Source organism: Spirosoma foliorum (assembly GCF_014117325.1).
GTDB classification, from domain to species: domain Bacteria; phylum Bacteroidota; class Bacteroidia; order Cytophagales; family Spirosomataceae; genus Spirosoma; species Spirosoma foliorum.
Map to the genome: position 1 here is coordinate 5,288,742 of NZ_CP059732.1, position 16,946 is coordinate 5,305,687.

At 47.9% G+C, this 16,946-nt stretch carries 17 protein-coding genes and 1 pseudogene; 10 read left to right on the plus strand and 8 right to left on the minus strand.

Translation table 11 applies throughout. The features are described from left to right. Positions 1-287 precede the first annotated feature (287 nt). Entirely contained in the window at positions 288-590 is a 303-nt protein-coding gene (locus H3H32_RS22465) for a hypothetical protein (RefSeq protein WP_182457855.1), read from the plus strand. Positions 591-802: 212 nt separating this feature from the next. Here the strand turns inward: H3H32_RS22465 and H3H32_RS22470 are convergent, their stop codons facing one another. Continuing rightward, positions 803-1,210: a VOC family protein gene (locus H3H32_RS22470; RefSeq protein ID WP_182457856.1), complete on the minus strand. Its 408-nt coding sequence runs from the start codon at positions 1,208-1,210 to the stop codon at positions 803-805. Positions 1,211-1,603: 393 nt separating this feature from the next. On the opposite strand from H3H32_RS22470, the gene H3H32_RS22475 reads away from it, so the two are divergent. The 3 genes from H3H32_RS22475 (at position 1,604) to H3H32_RS22485 (ending at position 2,964) form a co-directional block, all read left to right on the plus strand. Next, positions 1,604-1,864, plus strand: a complete 261-nt coding sequence (locus H3H32_RS22475) for a hypothetical protein (RefSeq protein WP_182457857.1) — start codon at positions 1,604-1,606, stop codon at positions 1,862-1,864. 415 nt (positions 1,865-2,279) lie between these two features. Then, positions 2,280-2,540: a hypothetical protein gene (locus H3H32_RS22480; RefSeq protein WP_182457858.1), complete on the plus strand. Its 261-nt coding sequence runs from the start codon at positions 2,280-2,282 to the stop codon at positions 2,538-2,540. Positions 2,541-2,571: 31 nt separating this feature from the next. Further along, positions 2,572-2,964 (plus strand): DUF5991 domain-containing protein, encoded by a 393-nt coding sequence (locus H3H32_RS22485; protein ID WP_182457859.1) that lies wholly within the window; start codon positions 2,572-2,574, stop codon positions 2,962-2,964. A gap of 48 nt (positions 2,965-3,012) precedes the next feature. On the opposite strand, the gene H3H32_RS22490 is transcribed toward H3H32_RS22485, so the two are convergent. From H3H32_RS22490 to H3H32_RS22500, 3 genes are all read right to left on the minus strand, one after another. Continuing rightward, positions 3,013-3,279, minus strand: coding sequence for a hypothetical protein (locus H3H32_RS22490; RefSeq protein WP_220472557.1), 267 nt, complete (start codon positions 3,277-3,279; stop codon positions 3,013-3,015). A gap of 227 nt (positions 3,280-3,506) precedes the next feature. Further along, the gene (locus H3H32_RS22495) at positions 3,507-4,601 is read right to left on the minus strand and encodes an alpha/beta hydrolase (RefSeq protein WP_182457861.1); all 1,095 of its coding nucleotides are present in this window, start codon (positions 4,599-4,601) and stop codon (positions 3,507-3,509) included. A 264-nt stretch (positions 4,602-4,865) separates the two neighbouring features. Further along, on the minus strand, positions 4,866-5,657 hold the full coding sequence (locus H3H32_RS22500) for a 3-keto-disaccharide hydrolase (RefSeq protein ID WP_182457862.1): 792 nt from the start codon (positions 5,655-5,657) through the stop codon (positions 4,866-4,868). A gap of 447 nt (positions 5,658-6,104) precedes the next feature. On the opposite strand from H3H32_RS22500, the gene H3H32_RS22505 reads away from it, so the two are divergent. Both H3H32_RS22505 and H3H32_RS22510 read left to right on the plus strand, forming a co-directional pair. Further along, on the plus strand, positions 6,105-6,968 hold the full coding sequence (locus tag H3H32_RS22505) for a DMT family transporter (protein WP_182457863.1): 864 nt from the start codon (positions 6,105-6,107) through the stop codon (positions 6,966-6,968). A 135-nt stretch (positions 6,969-7,103) separates the two neighbouring features. Continuing rightward, complete coding sequence (locus H3H32_RS22510) at positions 7,104-7,865, plus strand: SDR family NAD(P)-dependent oxidoreductase (RefSeq protein WP_182457864.1); 762 nt, start codon at positions 7,104-7,106, stop codon at positions 7,863-7,865. 164 nt (positions 7,866-8,029) lie between these two features. Here the strand turns inward: H3H32_RS22510 and H3H32_RS22515 are convergent, their stop codons facing one another. Next, on the minus strand, positions 8,030-8,380 hold the full coding sequence (locus H3H32_RS22515; protein ID WP_182457865.1) for a winged helix-turn-helix transcriptional regulator: 351 nt from the start codon (positions 8,378-8,380) through the stop codon (positions 8,030-8,032). 90 nt (positions 8,381-8,470) lie between these two features. On the opposite strand from H3H32_RS22515, the gene H3H32_RS22520 reads away from it, so the two are divergent. Beyond that, the gene (locus H3H32_RS22520) at positions 8,471-9,439 is read left to right on the plus strand and encodes an aldo/keto reductase (RefSeq protein WP_182457866.1); all 969 of its coding nucleotides are present in this window, start codon (positions 8,471-8,473) and stop codon (positions 9,437-9,439) included. A 240-nt stretch (positions 9,440-9,679) separates the two neighbouring features. Here the strand turns inward: H3H32_RS22520 and H3H32_RS22525 are convergent, their stop codons facing one another. The 3 genes from H3H32_RS22525 to H3H32_RS22535 form a co-directional block, all read right to left on the minus strand. Then, positions 9,680-10,066, minus strand: a complete 387-nt coding sequence (locus tag H3H32_RS22525; RefSeq protein WP_182457867.1) for a DUF4267 domain-containing protein — start codon at positions 10,064-10,066, stop codon at positions 9,680-9,682. Positions 10,067-10,146: 80 nt separating this feature from the next. Beyond that, positions 10,147-10,737, minus strand: a complete 591-nt coding sequence (locus H3H32_RS22530) for a Crp/Fnr family transcriptional regulator (protein WP_182457868.1) — start codon at positions 10,735-10,737, stop codon at positions 10,147-10,149. Positions 10,738-10,828: 91 nt separating this feature from the next. After that, positions 10,829-12,727: an AAA domain-containing protein gene (locus H3H32_RS22535; RefSeq protein WP_182457869.1), complete on the minus strand. Its 1,899-nt coding sequence runs from the start codon at positions 12,725-12,727 to the stop codon at positions 10,829-10,831. A gap of 154 nt (positions 12,728-12,881) precedes the next feature. Between H3H32_RS22535 and H3H32_RS22540 the strand changes: the two genes are divergently transcribed. The 3 genes and pseudogenes from H3H32_RS22540 to H3H32_RS38055 all read left to right on the plus strand — a co-directional run bounded on the left by H3H32_RS22540 (position 12,882) and on the right by H3H32_RS38055 (position 16,898). Beyond that, positions 12,882-14,801 (plus strand): hypothetical protein, encoded by a 1,920-nt coding sequence (locus H3H32_RS22540; protein WP_182457870.1) that lies wholly within the window; start codon positions 12,882-12,884, stop codon positions 14,799-14,801. Between the two features lie 380 nt (positions 14,802-15,181). Next, positions 15,182-16,561: pseudogene (locus tag H3H32_RS22545) on the plus strand (CocE/NonD family hydrolase); the annotation flags it as partial. A gap of 22 nt (positions 16,562-16,583) precedes the next feature. Continuing rightward, on the plus strand, positions 16,584-16,898 hold the full coding sequence (locus H3H32_RS38055) for a CocE/NonD family hydrolase C-terminal non-catalytic domain-containing protein (RefSeq protein WP_309547170.1): 315 nt from the start codon (positions 16,584-16,586) through the stop codon (positions 16,896-16,898). Positions 16,899-16,946 lie beyond the last annotated feature (48 nt).

The window sequence follows — 16,946 nt, forward strand, 5'->3', positions numbered from 1 at the left end:
CTTAAGTTAAGGCGCCCTAGGGTGCCTTTTTTATTTTTCAGCCAATATCTTCTAAAGATTTTACCCGGAAATACTCCTCCAGATTAGCCTATCTGCCTCCCAATGAAATAGGAATGGCAAAAATCATTTCACCGATAAATTCTCTCACTATCAAACACTTATCAGTTATTCTCATTAAAATTTATCTCATAGCGACCTACAACCTGATACTATTTAATCAAAACCAGTCTAAGCCAGTAACCAAAAAATGAATTATTCACAATCAACCTTAAACTTTATAAAGTATCATGAAACAAACTTCACAAATGCTCCTGGAAGAGCATGACAAATTTCGGAAACGGATAAAAGAATTAATCAGCCAGCTGTATCGTCAGAACGTAAAGGATCACACTGGTGCCGTAATGCCCGAAGCTGCCTTAGCCGAAGAATGGGAATATGAAGGGCAGGAATTCAATGCAATTACGGAACAAGGGCTAGCCCACATCGTTGGCAAAAAAATTGGCGAACTCTTTACGTGGGACGATCTGGAAACTGAAGCACTCCTCGATGTAGTGCACATGCTCGAAGACAAAGAGTTTGTTGAAAACTAGTGCTTTGTCAAACTAGATTCTAGTGATTCTGCCAGATTTTATTACCCTTATTACATTGATAATCAGCGAATAGAATCCAAAAAAAGAAGCAAAAGAATCTATAGAAACTAAATTGGACGAATACTAGAAGAGAAAGCCCGATCACAACAAGGATCGGGCTTTCTGCTTTTTCAGGTTGTCTGTTTTTTTAATGAGCTGTTCTCTGCCGTTGGTTACGCCTGATTGACGGCAGCAGGGTCCATATAGACAAACTCCCACAGGTGGCCGTCCAGATCCTGAAATCCGTGGCTATACATAAAGCCTTGATCTTGTGCTTCAGTAGGCGTTGTAGCCCCCGCAGCTACTGCCTTTTTCACTACTTCATCGACGGCTTCCCGATTGTCGGCAGAAAGGCAAATGATCGCTTCGGTGGTTTTGGAAGTATCGGCAATTTCCTTTTTTATGAACGACTTAAAGAACTTCTCGACCAGCAGCATGACATAAATATCCTCGCTGATAATCATGCAGGTACCATCCTGATTGGTGAATTGGGCGTTGAAGGAGTAGCCTAGTTTCGTGAAAAACTCAACCGATTTGTTCAGGTCTTTAACGGGCAGGTTTAAAAAAATCTTGGTTGCCATGAGTATGTGTTGTTTGGTGATTTACAGAACAAAAATACGGCAAATCTAGGGCGCTGACGTGGGGCAAATCCGACAAAGTAGGGGTTAATTGCGTCAATAATTACGCGTCAATTTCTGGTTGAACAACAGGCATATTTTTTCAATCTCACCGGGTTAAAACCCGGTGCAAGAAGACAGAATCAATGATCTGCGCCGGGTTTTAACCCGGCGCAGATTGAAAAAATCTTCACCCTCCTTAAGCTAGCCAGACATCGTAAATGCCCCTTATTAACCCGGTGCTAACAACGTACTTTTGAGCAAGTTCGGGCTTTAATCAAATGTCCATTGGAGTATTCATACCAAAACCATTTGTGTTACCGTCTGTTACCTATACAAACAATCTGATAAATACTCATGGATAAGAAGGTAACAGCTATCGCAGGAATTGCCCTGGGAGCCGCATTGGCCGCAGGATATGGACTTTATAAATATTTCGGCAAGAAATCCGGTAAAGGAACCAATATTGGTACTGGCGTCGATGTCGTACGAAACGGCCTAACGAATGGCTTTTTAGGGAATAGCCTTATTAAAAGCTTCAACTTATACGGTGGGCAGGCCGAAAATGGTCTTGTTGGCGGTGGACTTACTCTGTCGCCATCCTGGCAATCACATTGATGTCACAGAGAATAGTGTCTGGACTTAGCGGGGATTCTATCCAGACACTATTTGCGCTGACCGTATCCCTTATCGGTTGGTCTGCATATGGAGGCTGGATTAACACAAAAAAGCGGCTAAACAAAGTCAGGCCGCTTTCCTTAATCCTATCTAATACTTTTAATGACCCAAAGATAAATAACCCCCGGCGAACGTACGCATTTACTAGACCATTCAGGCGTAAATACCGACAGACACCCTTTTCCAGCCGATTAAAGAGTTCATGAAATCGGCATTAAACAGGCCTATTTTAGTGATCCGGATAGGCCATTTCTTGAAATAAGCCAAACGCAAATGACCCACCCTGTACCTATTGATTTTGGCTATTGGTCAATGATCCTCGGTCGATCATTATGGCCGTTAACTGATCGTGTATATGGATATTTCAAAGGTATTTAATCTGGTTACGCCCCTTATGATTGTCGCCCTGATGGGCCTTATCATGATTCTCTATGGCTTTGTCGATATGAAACAGCAGAACAACATTCTGCAATTTTTATTCGGCATTCCTATCATGGCCGGAGCGGTTGGACTTCATTTTCTAATCCGTCGATTAGCCCATCACAATACACTACACGTCTGGATCATCGAAGCTATTATCGTTGCCTTTATGTGGTACGGCTTCATGCACTCCTAGTTGTCAATCTCCATCACTAAATCAACACACCATGCGCAAGGTAGTTGCCGCCATCTGTTGCCTGCTTATAGCCGCGACCTTCCTCAATTTTCAGCAAACAGATGGCTGGATGGGGAAATGGACAGGCGAACACCCCGAAGGAGTCACCTATACCATCAAGGTCAAGGATAAATACAAAGGCATGAATTTATGTGAGGTGCATGCCGAAGGGATTCAAACATTTTATACCCTGGACTGCTGGGCAACCGGCACGCCAACGACATTAAAAGTCTACTATCGGTCGGCAACCGACGGCGCGTTTTACGCCAAGGACCGGGTTAAACCCAACGCCCCACTATTCATTTTAACCCGTCAGAAAGGCAAGGTCCTCTGGAAATGGCAACAGATTTTTACCGATGATTTAGTGATGCATAAGGGTAAATAACGTCGCTTTCTCTTGTGAATTGCCGGGCAGATGAGTTGAAGAAAGACATCAAAGCGATTTTCGAATATTGAAATGCCAGGAGTTTCCGATGGTGGTGATGGCTTTGGTTGTTATGAGTTGCGCCAGCGTCTTTCCCATCTGTTTGAAGTCAGTAGATAGCGTCGTAATTCCACCAGCCAGAACCTCTTCAACTGCCCCTACGCGTCCACAGCGAAGGCGGAAAGACGTTAGTCGTCCACGTTGTGAATACGGGTGCGCAAACGATACCCACCCAAATCGACCCGAACGGAACCCGCTCGTCATAAAACTGTACACACTAAGGTGGTGCTTAAAGGAACGGCTTCGGTGTATGATTCCCCGGCTTATTCATATACGATTTTGAAGTTTACGCGGTAGGTGTGCTGAGCGTAGTATTCACTACGTTCGAGCGTTATCCGGTCTCTGACCGGTGTAGTTATATCTACCAGAAAACCGGTTAAAGACCGGATAACGCACCGACGTAGTAAATACTACGCCGAACTGCTTGAGCAACTAAAATCAACTCACTTCTTCTTCCCGCCTTTCCCCATCTCCGTCGATAAATTAGTCGTGAAGAAAGGGAGCATTTTTTGCTCGATGCGTTCGGCGATTCGGTTGATGTGGTCGCCGTCGTACTCCTCGTAGGTATGCGGAATCTGGTAGGTAGTGAGCATACCGTCGAGTACTTTGTTTGTGGCCGCTATCGAAGCGTCTTTTGAGCCTGCATCGAACGCCAGCGCATGAAGTTGCCTGATATTCCCGATGTATTGATCGAGGGTGGCCAGTGGCGCGTTGGCCGCCCATTTTGCCGTTACCAAAGGTTGAGGCTGGCCTTCTTTCACCGGTAAATCCAGAAAAAAGGGCGCGTTCGTCGGGTTGGGCGACCAGGAAGCCGCCGAAGCAAACATGGCCTTAATCCCAAAATCGGCTTTGTTCAAATCATCAACCGTTTTGATACCCTCCGCCAAAGCTGCCCGTTCGGCATTGACCGAGCTGTTCATATTCGGCACCATGCAGCAGGGACTGAGTAGATATAAGTTGGAGAATATTTCGGGGTGTTTCTGCCCAATACGAATCGTGCCGTATCCGCCCATCGAGTGCCCCGCCAAGCCACGGCTACTCGCTTGCGGAATCGTGCGGTACTGCTTGTCGATGTAGGCAACTAGTTCATGGGCCACAAAATCCTCCCAGTTGCCAATCGTCACGGAGTTGGAATACATACTCCCGAAATAGCGATTATACGCATTCGGTGTCACAATGATAAACTCGTTCGTTTTCCCTTCGGCCAACGTTTTATCGACAACGGCGGGCAGATTGATCCAGTGTTTCGTGAAGCCGTACCATTTATCGTCGCTATCCGTAAATCCATGCAGAAAATAAATAACCGGATAATGGCGCTTCTTATCGGTCTGATAGCTGGGCGGCAAATACACCGATACATCCCGATCTGGTGAATCGCCAGCCAGATTTCCTTCCAGCCCTTTACCGTGTACCTTTATCCGTTCTACTTTTCCGGTTTTGGGGACCTTCTCCTGACTATAGCCATGCATGGGCAATACAAACCCGAGCATACTCAGGAGCAATAACTGGGCTAAGCGATGTGTAAATCGGCGATTCATAGTTGGTCAATTTATGTTGTTATAAGCGGAATGTGGCTCCTGATTTTATGCTTTCTTAGTGCGTTTATTTACCCTACCCCCACCCCCTGAAGGGGGCTCATTCCCACGATGAACTAAGCCCTTCAGGGGGTGGGGGTAAAACCGAGCCTGTTTTCATGAAACTTAGACAGTCCCTGAGCGTAAGGAAACCTTACGATTCCTCCTGTCGTCGGAATGACAGTAATGGGCAGTTTACAGAGCAAGCGGCTTTCCAGCCGCGTTACACTAAAAATCTGTGTTGGCCTCTTTTATATCCATTTTCTTGATCCAGATATTGCGGTAAAGCACGTCGTGCCCTTCGGCCTGGAGTTTTAGACCACCTGGCGTATCGGTGACGCCTTTGCCCCCATCATTCCCTCCGTCGATACCCGAATTTGGTCCACCCCACACCTGAGTTATCTTCTGGTTGGTGTGCGCTTTTTTACCGTTCAAATAGATCGTTACCATAGCGGGTTCGGTGCGTTTACCGTCTTTGAAACGGGCAGCCCGGAACTCAATATCGTAGGCGTTCCACTTGCCAATGCCGTTGTATAGTTTGTAGGGCGAAGGTGATTCGTTGATAACCGCTCCTAATCCGTGACTGGTCGTATCGCCATCGAAAATCTGAATCTCGTATCGGTTTTGCAGATAAACTCCACTATTTCCGCCCGCTTTGCTTACGTAAAACTCAACGTGCAGACGAAAATCCCGAAAGGTTTCCTTGGTCACAATGTCGGCGGCCCCATATAGTCCACCCGCAGCAGCCGGATCGTTGGTGTTCATCACCGTACCCGTACCAGCGGGGTCCTGCTCAATTTTCCATTTGATGGGCAGGCTAGCCTTAAGCCGAGGCCCCTCCCAATACGTCCATTTTTCATCGAGCATCTTCTTCGAGCCATCGAACAGCATTTCGGCCCCTTTCGGCGCTTTCAGTCCAACACCAACAGGTTCTTTAGCACTCGGAATCATGGCCACACTGACAGCAAGGAGTAGCCCGGCAGACAGTATAGCAAATTGTGTATTTCGGATGAGTTTCATTCGGTTCAAAGTGGTTTGATAATATGTACTCTCCTGTAAGAGTATCCACCTTAGAATTTACCCGCGTAGCCAACTCAACGCCCGATTTATCGCATGAAACACTCTAATTCCCATTCCGTGGTGTCGGTTCCTCAAAACTGACACGGTGAAACCATACAAAGATTTAACAGATTGATCTTTCATCACTTAACCTCTAAGCATTTCTGGTTCATACATTTGCCAGATGGCCTAGAGACCATCTAAAATCAGGCTTTTCAATTACTTACCCTACCCCCACCCCTCTGAAGGGGCTTAGTTCATTATGAGAATAAGCCCCCTTCAGGGCAGGGCTGGGGGTAAAACCGAGACTGTTTTTGTGAAATGTAGACAGCCCTTAAGAGTTAAACTAACTTGACGCCATAACGAGTCATTGAATACAACCGACCAATAGCCATTTAACCATCAGAAATGAGTCTCTACGTTTTATCGCTGGTACTAACTGCTGCCGTTCTGCATGCCACCTGGAATCTGCTTTCCAAAAAAACACAAGGCCAAACACCTTACATCTGGTTAATGTATATCGCCAGTAATGTTGTGTATTTACCCGTACTCCTATTCCAACTAATGCAGGGCGATACCCTCTACTCAGCACCGCTCCTCTGGTTTTCAGTAAGCAGCGCTGTGCTGCATCTGGGATATTATATCGTGTTGCAAAAGGGCTACAGAAGCGCCGACCTGTCGGTGGTATATCCACTTGCCCGAGGGTCGGGCCCGCTGTTTTCCTCTATCGCGGCTATTGTATTCTTACACGAACCACTACGATTAACGGCAACCATTGGCCTATTTTTAATTATTGCGGGTGTGCTGCTGATCACGGGGTTAAGCGTCAACAAAGAGACCAACAAGCAACTTATGCCGGGAATTACGTACGGCGTACTGACGGGTTTGTTCATCGCCCTATACACGATTAACGACACCATCGCCGTAAAATCTTATGCTGTATCTCCTTTACCGCTCACATTAGGCACCAATCTTTTTGGGGCCGTTTTACTTTCGCCATTCGTCCTGTCTAAAAAAGAGGAGCTAAAAAGAGAAGTAAAACTGCATAAATGGATCATTATCGCCATTGCCATATTGAGCCCGGCGGCTTACATATTAGTCCTGGAAGCGGTAAAATATGCGCCGTTAACCGTTGTGGCGCCAGCTAGAGAAACCAGCATTTTGTTAGGCGTGTTTATGGGATCAAAAGTCTTTAATGAAAAAGATGGCAAACGAAGACTCATTGCCAGCGGGCTAATACTAAGCGGCATCATTGCTCTGAGTTTGAGTTGAAACCGAGTGTTTTTATAGACAGTTAACCTTAACTAGCTACAGACACAGGCCGAAACTGTTTAAACAGGTCAATAACGCACTAATGCCGGTAGTAAAAGAAGGGCCAGCCTTTCTTTAAAGGCAAACAGATGATTTATGACCCAAAAGATTGCCATCGTTACAGGCGCTGCCCGAGGAATTGGATTGGCCACTACCAAATTGTTTCTGGAGACGAATTGGCAGGTCGCCATGATTGATCGTGACGAAGCCGAGTTACGTTTGGCATCCGAAAAACTCCCCAATACAGTAGCCATACCCTGCGATGTCTCGATTCCAGAAGCGGTTCAGGAAATGGTATCCCGCGTGCAGACTACGTTCGGACGCATCGATGCGCTGATCAATAACGCCGGAGTTGCCGTTTTTCAGCCGCTGGAAAAAACGGATTTCGACGTATGGCGAACCATTATGGCGACCAACCTGGATGGTGTTTTTCTTTGTACGCAGGCCGCTATCCCTGCCTTGAAAGAAAGTCGGGGATCGGTGGTCAATATTGCTTCCATTTCGGCCGTTCGGGCAAGCACGTTACGGGTTGCTTATGGCACATCAAAAGCAGCGGTTGTGCATTTAACCAAGCAACTGGCCGTAGAGCTTGGGGATTATGGCGTTCGGGTAAACTGCGTGTCGCCCGGTCCTGTCAAAACCAAGTTGGCCGAAGCCGTCCATTCGCCGGAAATTATCAAGGCTTATTATGACGCTATCCCGTTAAATCGATCGGCTACAGAACAGGATATTGCCGAAACAATCGTATTCCTTTGCTCCGAAAAAGCCGCTTATGTTACCGGGCAAATGATCGCAGTTGATGGCGGCTTCAGTGCCGGTGGTATCGGTCTACCTGCCCTCCGTGCTCAGAGAGAATAGTTTTTATCGTTTGATTCTTACCGCATTGGGGTCGAAAAATTCCCAGCAAACGCTCCCCTCAAGCCCAAGGCTGTTAAGTACGGAGTTCTTGCCCTAGTTTGTTCCCCTCTCCCGTTTTGGGAGAGGGGCTAAAATCACAACCCTTACCAGCCCTGTCTTCAAGCCTATTCACTAATAAACAACGGCTCTAAAACGCTTCGATGGTCTTCGCCCCATTTTGCCGTCAATTCAATAACGGGTATCAAGGTTTCGCCCAGTGGTGTGAGTGCATATTCGACCTTTAAGGACCGTTGATCAAAAACCGTTTTGGCAAGGATACCATGCTCCACCAGCTGTTTTAACTGGGTATCTAACAATCTGCGCGATGCTTTAGGGATTTTCCGATGCAATTCACCGGGTCGCCGAATCCCCGAGTGAATGCACCAAATGAGGCTGATTTTCCACTTCCCATTCATCACCTCCATGAATAGGTGAAGCCCGCATTCGAGCTCAACCGGTAATTTCCGCTCATACATCCGACAAATATACGCCTTCGCAAGAGCTGCTAGATACGGCTGAATTTAGCCGTACTTGATTCTCGTTTGTTCCCGTCGGTGCTTTGCAGGATGAAACACAAACTATTCGGAACACAGACCGGCTTACCTGCCAGCGAGTTGATTATGGGTGGCTCGCAGCTGGGCAACCGCCGGGGTTATGGCACTGCCGCCCACGACGCGCTCGAAATCCTTTCAGCTTATGCTGATGCTGGCGGAAACTTTATCGACGTCTCCGACCAATATCAATTGGGCGAATCGGAAGAAACGGTCGGGCGGTTTATTGAGCACAACCGGCACGATTTCATTATTTGCACCAAGTACACCCGGAGCAGCCAACCAAATCCGTCGCTGGTCAATTCCGGAAATCACCGGAAAGCCATGCGTCAGGCCATCGAGGGCAGCCTGAAACGCCTGAAGACCGATTATATCGACATCTATATTCCGCATTTTGATGATGGCGTAACGCCTTTAGAGGAAACCGTTCGGGGGTTGGAAGACCTCGTGTCTGCCGGTAAAGTTTTATATACGGGCTTGGCCAATTTTCCGGCCTGGAAAGCAGCAGTTATTGCCACATCGATGCCGTTGGCCGCTATCCAAATCGAATACAACCTGTTGCAACGAACGCCAGAGCGAGAATTGACACCAATGGCTAAACACTTCGGTTTGGGCATGATGTGTTACTCTCCTTTGGCAGGGGGTTTACTGACGGGAAAATACCGACAAGGTTCCTCCGGGCGATTGACACTTTCTGGGTCTGGAAGTTATCAGGAAGATGATCGAGCCAGAACCGTAATCGATCAACTGGAACAAATCGCGAACGAACTGGAAGCAACTCCCGGACAGGTAGCGTTGGCCTGGGTATTGAGCAAAGACGTATTTCCCATAATCGGCGCACGAACGCTGACCCATCTGGAGGACAGTTTAAAAGTACTTGATATCCAACTAACTACCGATCAGGTGACGCGTCTGGATGAGGTCAGCGCCATTGCGATGGGGTATCCTCAGGAGATTCTTGCTACAGTGCAGAAAAAGTTTTAGGTCATTTTTGCCATGCTGACGAAGGAAGCATCTTTAGTTATCCATACTTGGAAGTTAGGTTACATTAAGATGCTTCCTTCGTCAGCATGACAAAAATGCTCATCAGGTTCAACTAAGTAACTCCTTAATCTCTCCCCGAACCATCCGTTCAGGGATGATCGCCACCAGCCCATTCAGCATATCCAGATTAAATATGACAGTGAAGGTTACCACGGAGTGAATCGGATGTTCAAAAAGCCATCAGCTTTTCTGCCGCAACAAAAAATAGCCTCCTACCCAGGCCGCCAACGCCGTTAGTCCGTGAATCCAGGCGGTACCCAACACAGCTGCGGGTGCGGTTAGCACGATGATCATATCCGCTACGGGTATTATTGAGCCGATCAGAAACAGAGCACCAAGCGGTTTACGCCAGCCAGCGAGGGTAAATACGGTAAAAAACAGTCCAGACGTCAGATCGCGAACGCCTTTGATATAGTGAAACGACTCGTTCGGTTGGGCATACAGGAGTCCAAAACCGAGTTCGGCTGTTTCTGGCAGGATCAGAAAACGGGCACCAATAAAAATCAATCCGGCACCGAAGAAATAACCAATAAATTTGGCCCAAAGGGGCAGTGTTGCGTTTAGCATCGTTGTATGAATTAGTGACGCAACAAAGGTCCTACTCCCTACCGACGCCTGCATTCACCTAGGTGAAGATCGAATGTACTTCAATAATTCTTACCCGCCCGTTGCGCCCGAATCCGACTGAGCGATTGAGGTTTAATGCCCACATACGACGCGATAACATACTGCGGCACTCGCTCCTGCAAATCCGGGAAACTTCGCAGCAAGGTATCGTAGCGTTCTTCGGCTGTTTCGTTGTAAAACGAGGTGAGTTTTTGCAACATGCCCACAAACAGTTCCTCGGCTACCAGACGGCCAAACTTCTGCCCTTCCTGTAATCGATCATAAAGCCGTTGGAGATTGTCGTAACTGATGACTAGTAGCGATGTATCTTCAATGGCCTGAATAAATCGGACAGAAGGCGTTTTTGTCAGAAAGCTCTCGTAGTTGCAGGTAAATTGTCGTTCGGGCGAAAAATCATAGGTGTGTTCCTGACCATCGTCCAAAATGTAATAGCGAAGCAGCCCCTCAACAACAAACCCAACGGAATGGCAAATATCACCTGCCTTTAGAAAGAACTCATTGGCCGCCAACTGCTTATGCTCAAACAAAGTAGAAATAACAGATTCTTCCTCTTCGTGAACAGGTATCCAGTGACGAACCGTTTGCAGCAATAAAGTATAGTCTGCGTTCATTTCGTTTCGAATTAAACCCCCGTTCGGCGTAGTCTCGGATTTCGCAGAAAGAAGGCCGTTATTCATTTTACATTGTCCATTATTCATTTATTTACATCCACTCCCAGGCGCTTTGGTAGGCATTCAGCCCTTCCGAATACGCAATAAAATCAGCGTAAAACGGGAAACCTGCCAGTGTAGCGCTGTCGCCGACAATGATGAGTTTTTTGCGGGCGCGGGTCATGGCTACGTTCATCCGACGAATGTCGGAGAGGAAACCAATTTCCCCTTCGGCGTTACTTCGGGTCATGGAGATATAGACAATATCGCGCTCCTGCCCCTGGAAACTATCGATGGTATTCACCGAAATCTTATCGCCATATCCCTGTAATTCAGGCACGCTAAGTAGTTGTTCTTTCAGGATATTTATCTGCTGCTTGTAGGGCGAAATGATCGCAATTGTTGGAAAATCCTGCTTCGAGTAACGCGTACTGAGATCGGCCACGAGTTGGGTCAGATGCCTGATCAGCAAGGCCGCTTCTTCGGGGTTTGTCGAGCTGGTGCCTTCCAGTTTTTCGTCGAAACCACAACCGGCAGTATCCACAAATACCAGCGATGTATCGCCGGCATACAGCGAATGCCGGGCTACGGATGCATGAGCCCGCACTTTGTTCCCGTAAAACACCTGCGACGAATAACCCATAATGTGCTCGTGCATTCGGTATTGCTCATCCAATAGCGAGACGGCTTCGGGATGCAGATTTACGCATTTCTCCAGCAAGGTGTTACTCAAGCCTTTCCGGGCGGCTTCGGCTGATTTTATGGTAGGCGACAACTGACAGTGATCGCCCGCCAATACAACCTTCTGGGCTTTCAGAATGGGAATCCAGCAGGCGGGTTCCAGCGCCTGTCCGGCTTCATCGATCACAACGGTATGATACGTGAGATTTCGGACCGTGTAGTGATTAGCGCCGACCAGCGTGGCCGTAATCACCTGCGCTTTCGCAATCAGGTCATCGATAATGTACTGTTCCGAATTGCCGACTTCCTTCATGATCCGGTGCGCTTCATCGAACAGGGCTTTACGCTGATCACGCTCGGCTTTGCCAAAATTGCGCTTGTATTTGTGCGCCATGTTCTTGAACTCATTCGCCTGCTTTTTCAGTTTTTTGGCCTCCTTCATGTAAGGATGCTCGGCCATTTTATGATCCAGTGTCAGCGCCATCAATCGCTCCGATACCCGAGCCGGGTTGCCCACCCGAATCACGTTTACCCCTTCGTCGTGCAGCTTTTCGCTCAGCAGATCAACGGCGGTGTTACTGGGAGCAACCACTAAGATCTTCTTATGATCCTGCGCAATCAGGGCTTTTATGGCTTGTACCAACGTCGTGGTTTTACCCGTACCCGGAGGGCCGTGAACAATCGCCAATTCATTCGCAGTCAGTATTTTCCCGACCGCCGATACCTGGCTCGGATTCAGTTTGGGCAGGTATGGCGTTGGAATATCTGGATGAAACGTCGGCGATTTCTCGCCCGTCAGAATGGAAATCAGGCGATTGTCCGATTTCTCGCCCAACGCATTGGCCTGTTTGAGGGCCTCCTCCATTTCGTTATAGCTGTTGTCATCGAACAGCACTTCAACACCCAGTTTCCCATCTCTCGACCAATCGGGCAACTCATCAGTACGCAGGGTAATTTTGGCCCGATTGCCCCCCTGATACGAAATCGTCCCCTCGACCCGGTCGTTTTTAGGATCGTGATTACTGAAAAACACAGCGGGCATGCCAAACCGGAGCTGGTGCGGAATATCCTGATGGGTCGTCCGTTCCACTTCGACCGTCAGATAATCTCCCCGGCTCATTTCAGAACCTCGAATAGCAATCGGATACCAGGTTAAGCCATTGGCCCGACGTTCGGCAACGGAAGTTGTTTCAGTGAGTTTACGGTATTGAGCACGGTCTTCTTCTCGTTCAACCTTGAGTAAATCGAGCAGATTTTTAAAATAATCCATTCACAAAGGTAACGAGTTCTAGTGCCACCTTTTACCCCACCCATTACCACTCACGAATTAATCAACAACCTCACTTCCCTGTTTTGCGTTGAATTCTTACTTTTAAGACAGCGGCCTGGCATTGCTGATTCAAGAATCAACAACTCAACTCATCATGAAAATCAGTTCACTTGCGTTCGTTTTTCTTTGTACAGTTTCCGGCTCATTTGCCCAGATTAGCCAGCAGCAGATGATTGAAGACACCGTGGTTGGCTGGTACACAAAGCTCACTCCCGCCGACAAACCCGTGAGACCAATCCAATCGGGCGGGCAAACGTTTTCGATCCGGCAGCAGGAAATCAACAACCTATTTGTACAATGGATGCAGCAAACCTACACGCCTGTAGCAGGCATTGGTGTTTTCCGAAAACGGTACTACGCAAAAAAAGACGAGTACTTCCCGCATGCGTACGGCATATTTTTTCAGGCCTATAATGTCGATTTCAAAACCCTGGATAAACAAGGCCATTTCAAACCCATCGACGAAACCTGGGTGCCTTTTCAGATAGCAGCCAATGTCGTATTCGATTTCAATCAGGCTTATTACCTCAACACGCCTTCGCAGTACATCTTTACGCTATTACCGAATGGCTATATGGAGAGCGACTTCTTTCTGAAGCGGTTCAAGGATGCAGACCCCAAAATCCACCCGAATGTCTACAAGTACATCACAACGGTAAACAGCGGTGCCATGACCGTTTATTTAGCTCCCGGCAATAAATTACCCATCCGGCAGCTGACAAAAGGCGAGTTTCTCGATCTATCTGACGTGTCGTTTGATCGCTATTTAGCTGAAAAACAGAAAGAAATTGTCCGCCAGTTCAACGGCGAGAAGGCTCAAAATGAAGCCATGACCTCAGAGCGGGAGAAGATCAAAACCTATCGCGAAAAACTGAAAGCATTAAAGAACCAGTACAGTGGTCGCCTGAACGAGCCAGCGGTGATTCGGGATATGCAACCAACCATTTATACCGTTGATGGCTCTGTGGACCCGTTCAAGATTGATCCTTTCTCTACCAATCTAAAGCATTCGTACGGCGTGTATACGTACGAATCATCAGTCTACGAAAAATGCCTCACCGATCAGCCCCAGTGGATTGCTATTACTTTTCCGTATGCCACCAAGGAAGATGGCCGCAAGAAATATGAGCTGTTTCGGGCCATTACGGAGCATTTCAACTTCGATTATGTCTACGATTATTTCTTCAATCCCGAGAAAGTTAAAGGGCAACCCTACCGACCTGTCAACGAGGAGTTACTGAAAAAGACGCTGGCTACTTATAGCAAACGATCCTACTGGACTAATTCGGCAGCGACCGGGGCGGCATTGCCTCCTGGTGTTCTTTTTCAAGACAATTTTGCTAATAACGAAGTCGGTAATCGCCCAGCGGGTTGGTTCTTTTCTTCGTATGGAAAAGCGTCGCAGGTAACAACCGTAAAGAACTTACCAGGCAAATGGCTGCAACTCGGCTACAACAACAAGGTCGATCCGACGGCGTTGCCTAAACCACTTCCGGAGAATTTTTCGATGGAATACGATGTCGCTACGGACGAGTTTAGTTCCCGAACAGGCGGAGAAGTCAGGATGGAGTTGAATGGTGGCATGAAGGGCGACCGCAAACGTGCGTCTACGTACATAAAAGTCATTATCACGGCGGGCAATGAAGGAGATTTTCAGAACAATAATTACCGGGGACAGGCAAAAGTTGAAGTGACTAGTTACCCGTTGGTCAAATCCAATACGTATGTCGAAGCCGGTGGGGAATCGATCAAGCCGCTCACCGTTTTTACGAATCGCCAGAACAAGGTACACGTAAAGTTGCTCAAGCGAGGTTCAGAAGTCACGCTCTTTGTCAACAACAAGCCCGTCATCCTCCCATCCGATTTTAAAAGCAAATATGGCAAACCCTGCGAATACTGCGTCATACCAGCCGGTGTTCAGTTTAGCGCCATCAACTGGGAAAACTGGACGGTCGGCACTGGTAACGAAAACGTGAATGTTTATATCAGCAATGTGAAAATTAGTAAAGAGTAAAGGGCTAGTTTTTTCGACAGGATTGAGAGAATTTTTCACGTGGTGTCAGTTTCTTAAAACTGACAAGCGAGGTTTCTCAAAACCTCGTTAAGTTGATAATCTATTCGATAGGTTTTAAGAAACCTATCATGTCAGTTTTAAGAAACTGACACCACAACACCCATGGAAATTCTGTAGTTTCAGTAAATTGCCGAATAAACTTTTTCTCTTCTGTCAATCAGAATACAACCATGAAGCAACTCGTTTACCTGTTGGTGGCGCTTGTGCCTTTGCTCACGCATGCTCAAACGCCAGACTCAACCTGGTTTAAGGCTAATTACACCAAGAAAGAACAATACATTCCGATGCGGGATGGCACCAAGCTGTTCACATCCATTTACATGCCAAACGACAACGCCGAAAAGCACCCGATTTTAATCTCCCGGACGCCTTATTCCTGCGCGCCCTACGGTGAAAAGGAGTACCGGCCCTTCTATAGCAACCATTACAAAGAATACCTGAAAGAAGGTTACATTATGGTGGTGCAGGATGTGCGGGGCCGCTGGATGAGCGAAGGCGTATTTGAAGATGTGCGCCCGTTTAAAACCGATAAAAAAGGGAAGGACTTTGATGAAGCCAGCGACACCTACGACACCATCGACTGGCTCGTGAAAAACATACCGAACAACAACGAAAAGGTGGGCGTTTTCGGGATTTCTTATCCAGGCTTTTACACAACAATGGCAGCTCTGAGCAACCACCCGGCCTTAAAAGCAGCCAGCCCACAAGCCCCTGTTACCGACTGGTTTCTGGGCGATGATTTTCACCACAACGGCGCGTTCATGGAGATGGACGCCTTCAATTTCTACCTCCGTCGCGGGTTCGGCTTTCCACATCCCAAACCAACCACAGTTGGTCCTAAAGGGCTGTCAGTGCCAACTAAAGACAGCTACGACTTCTATCTGCGTAGTGGTTCACTGGCAAATCTGACCCGCTTTGCGGGCGACAGCGTTCGGTTCTGGAATGAGATGATGCAGCACCCGAATCTGGATGCTTGGTGGAAGGCGCGCAACGTTCGGAATTTCGTTGACGGCATTTCACCAAATGTAGCCACATTAGTTGTCGGTGGTCTGTTCGATGCCGAGGATTGTTTTGGGGCCTGGTCTACGTACAAGGCCATTGAAGGCAAAGCGAAGAACAATAACAAGATCATTATGGGCCCCTGGTTTCATGGCCAGTGGGCAGGCCGGGGCAGTGACGGCTCATCGTTGGGTAATGTGAAGTTCGGCAGCCCGACGAGCACGTATTATGCGGAGAATGTGGAAGTTCCTTTCTTTAATTATTATCTGAAAGGAAAAGGGAGCATCGACAAAATCAAGGAAGCGAACATCTTCTTCACGGGCGAAAACAAGTGGCATCAGTTCGAGAAGTGGCCACCTGCCAGCACATCGGATCGTGATCTGTATCTCCAAGCCAACGGAAAGCTGGGCTTCACCAAACCTTCGGCGAGTGGCGCTTTCTCGGAATATGTCAGCGATCCGGCCAAACCGGTTCCCTATGCCGAAGGCGTTAAAGCTAACCGCACCCGCGAATACATGACCGACGATCAGCGCTTTGCCGCCAGTCGTCCCGATGTTCTGGTTTTCCAGACGGATGTTCTAACCGAAGACTTAACATTGGCCGGTCCGCTCGTCGCCGATTTGCAGGTGAGCTTAAGCGGTACAGATGCTGACTTCATTGTCAAACTAATCGATGTATTCCCTGATGATTTTCAGTACAGCGCGGCCGATGCTTACATCATGAATGGCTACCAGAAGATGGTTCGGGGTGAAGTGTTCCGGGGGGCGTTTCCGCAAAAGTTTCGAGAAACCAGAGCCATTTATTCCGGGTCAGGTTACCGAAGTGAAATACACCCTTCCCGACGTAGCGCACACCTTCCAGAAAGGACACCGGGTAATGGTGCAAATCCAAAGCACCTGGTTCCCACTGGTCGACCGGAATCCGCAGAAATACGTGGACATCTACCACGCGAAAGACAGCGATTTCCAGAAGGCGACTATCAAAGTGCACCACGGCGCTACAGCAGCTAGTAAGATTATTTTGCCTGTGAGCAAGTAGAGACCGGTCCGCCGGTGCGGCAACCCTTTGCGTCTCTCAAGCGTCAGC

Coding starts and splice junctions, on each gene's coding strand:
- H3H32_RS22465 (WP_182457855.1), top strand. CDS start 288: ATGAAACAAACTTCACAAATGCTCCTGGAAGAGCATGACAAATTTCGG.
- H3H32_RS22470 (WP_182457856.1), bottom strand. CDS start 1,210: ATGGCAACCAAGATTTTTTTAAACCTGCCCGTTAAAGACCTGAACAAA.
- H3H32_RS22475 (WP_182457857.1), top strand. CDS start 1,604: ATGGATAAGAAGGTAACAGCTATCGCAGGAATTGCCCTGGGAGCCGCA.
- H3H32_RS22480 (WP_182457858.1), top strand. CDS start 2,280: ATGGATATTTCAAAGGTATTTAATCTGGTTACGCCCCTTATGATTGTC.
- H3H32_RS22485 (WP_182457859.1), top strand. CDS start 2,572: ATGCGCAAGGTAGTTGCCGCCATCTGTTGCCTGCTTATAGCCGCGACC.
- H3H32_RS22495 (WP_182457861.1), bottom strand. CDS start 4,601: ATGAATCGCCGATTTACACATCGCTTAGCCCAGTTATTGCTCCTGAGT.
- H3H32_RS22500 (WP_182457862.1), bottom strand. CDS start 5,657: ATGAAACTCATCCGAAATACACAATTTGCTATACTGTCTGCCGGGCTA.
- H3H32_RS22505 (WP_182457863.1), top strand. CDS start 6,105: ATGAGTCTCTACGTTTTATCGCTGGTACTAACTGCTGCCGTTCTGCAT.
- H3H32_RS22510 (WP_182457864.1), top strand. CDS start 7,104: ATGACCCAAAAGATTGCCATCGTTACAGGCGCTGCCCGAGGAATTGGA.
- H3H32_RS22515 (WP_182457865.1), bottom strand. CDS start 8,380: ATGTATGAGCGGAAATTACCGGTTGAGCTCGAATGCGGGCTTCACCTA.
- H3H32_RS22520 (WP_182457866.1), top strand. CDS start 8,471: ATGAAACACAAACTATTCGGAACACAGACCGGCTTACCTGCCAGCGAG.
- H3H32_RS22525 (WP_182457867.1), bottom strand. CDS start 10,066: ATGCTAAACGCAACACTGCCCCTTTGGGCCAAATTTATTGGTTATTTC.
- H3H32_RS22530 (WP_182457868.1), bottom strand. CDS start 10,737: ATGAACGCAGACTATACTTTATTGCTGCAAACGGTTCGTCACTGGATA.
- H3H32_RS22535 (WP_182457869.1), bottom strand. CDS start 12,727: ATGGATTATTTTAAAAATCTGCTCGATTTACTCAAGGTTGAACGAGAA.
- H3H32_RS22540 (WP_182457870.1), top strand. CDS start 12,882: ATGAAAATCAGTTCACTTGCGTTCGTTTTTCTTTGTACAGTTTCCGGC.
- H3H32_RS38055 (WP_309547170.1), top strand. CDS start 16,584: ATGGCTACCAGAAGATGGTTCGGGGTGAAGTGTTCCGGGGGGCGTTTC.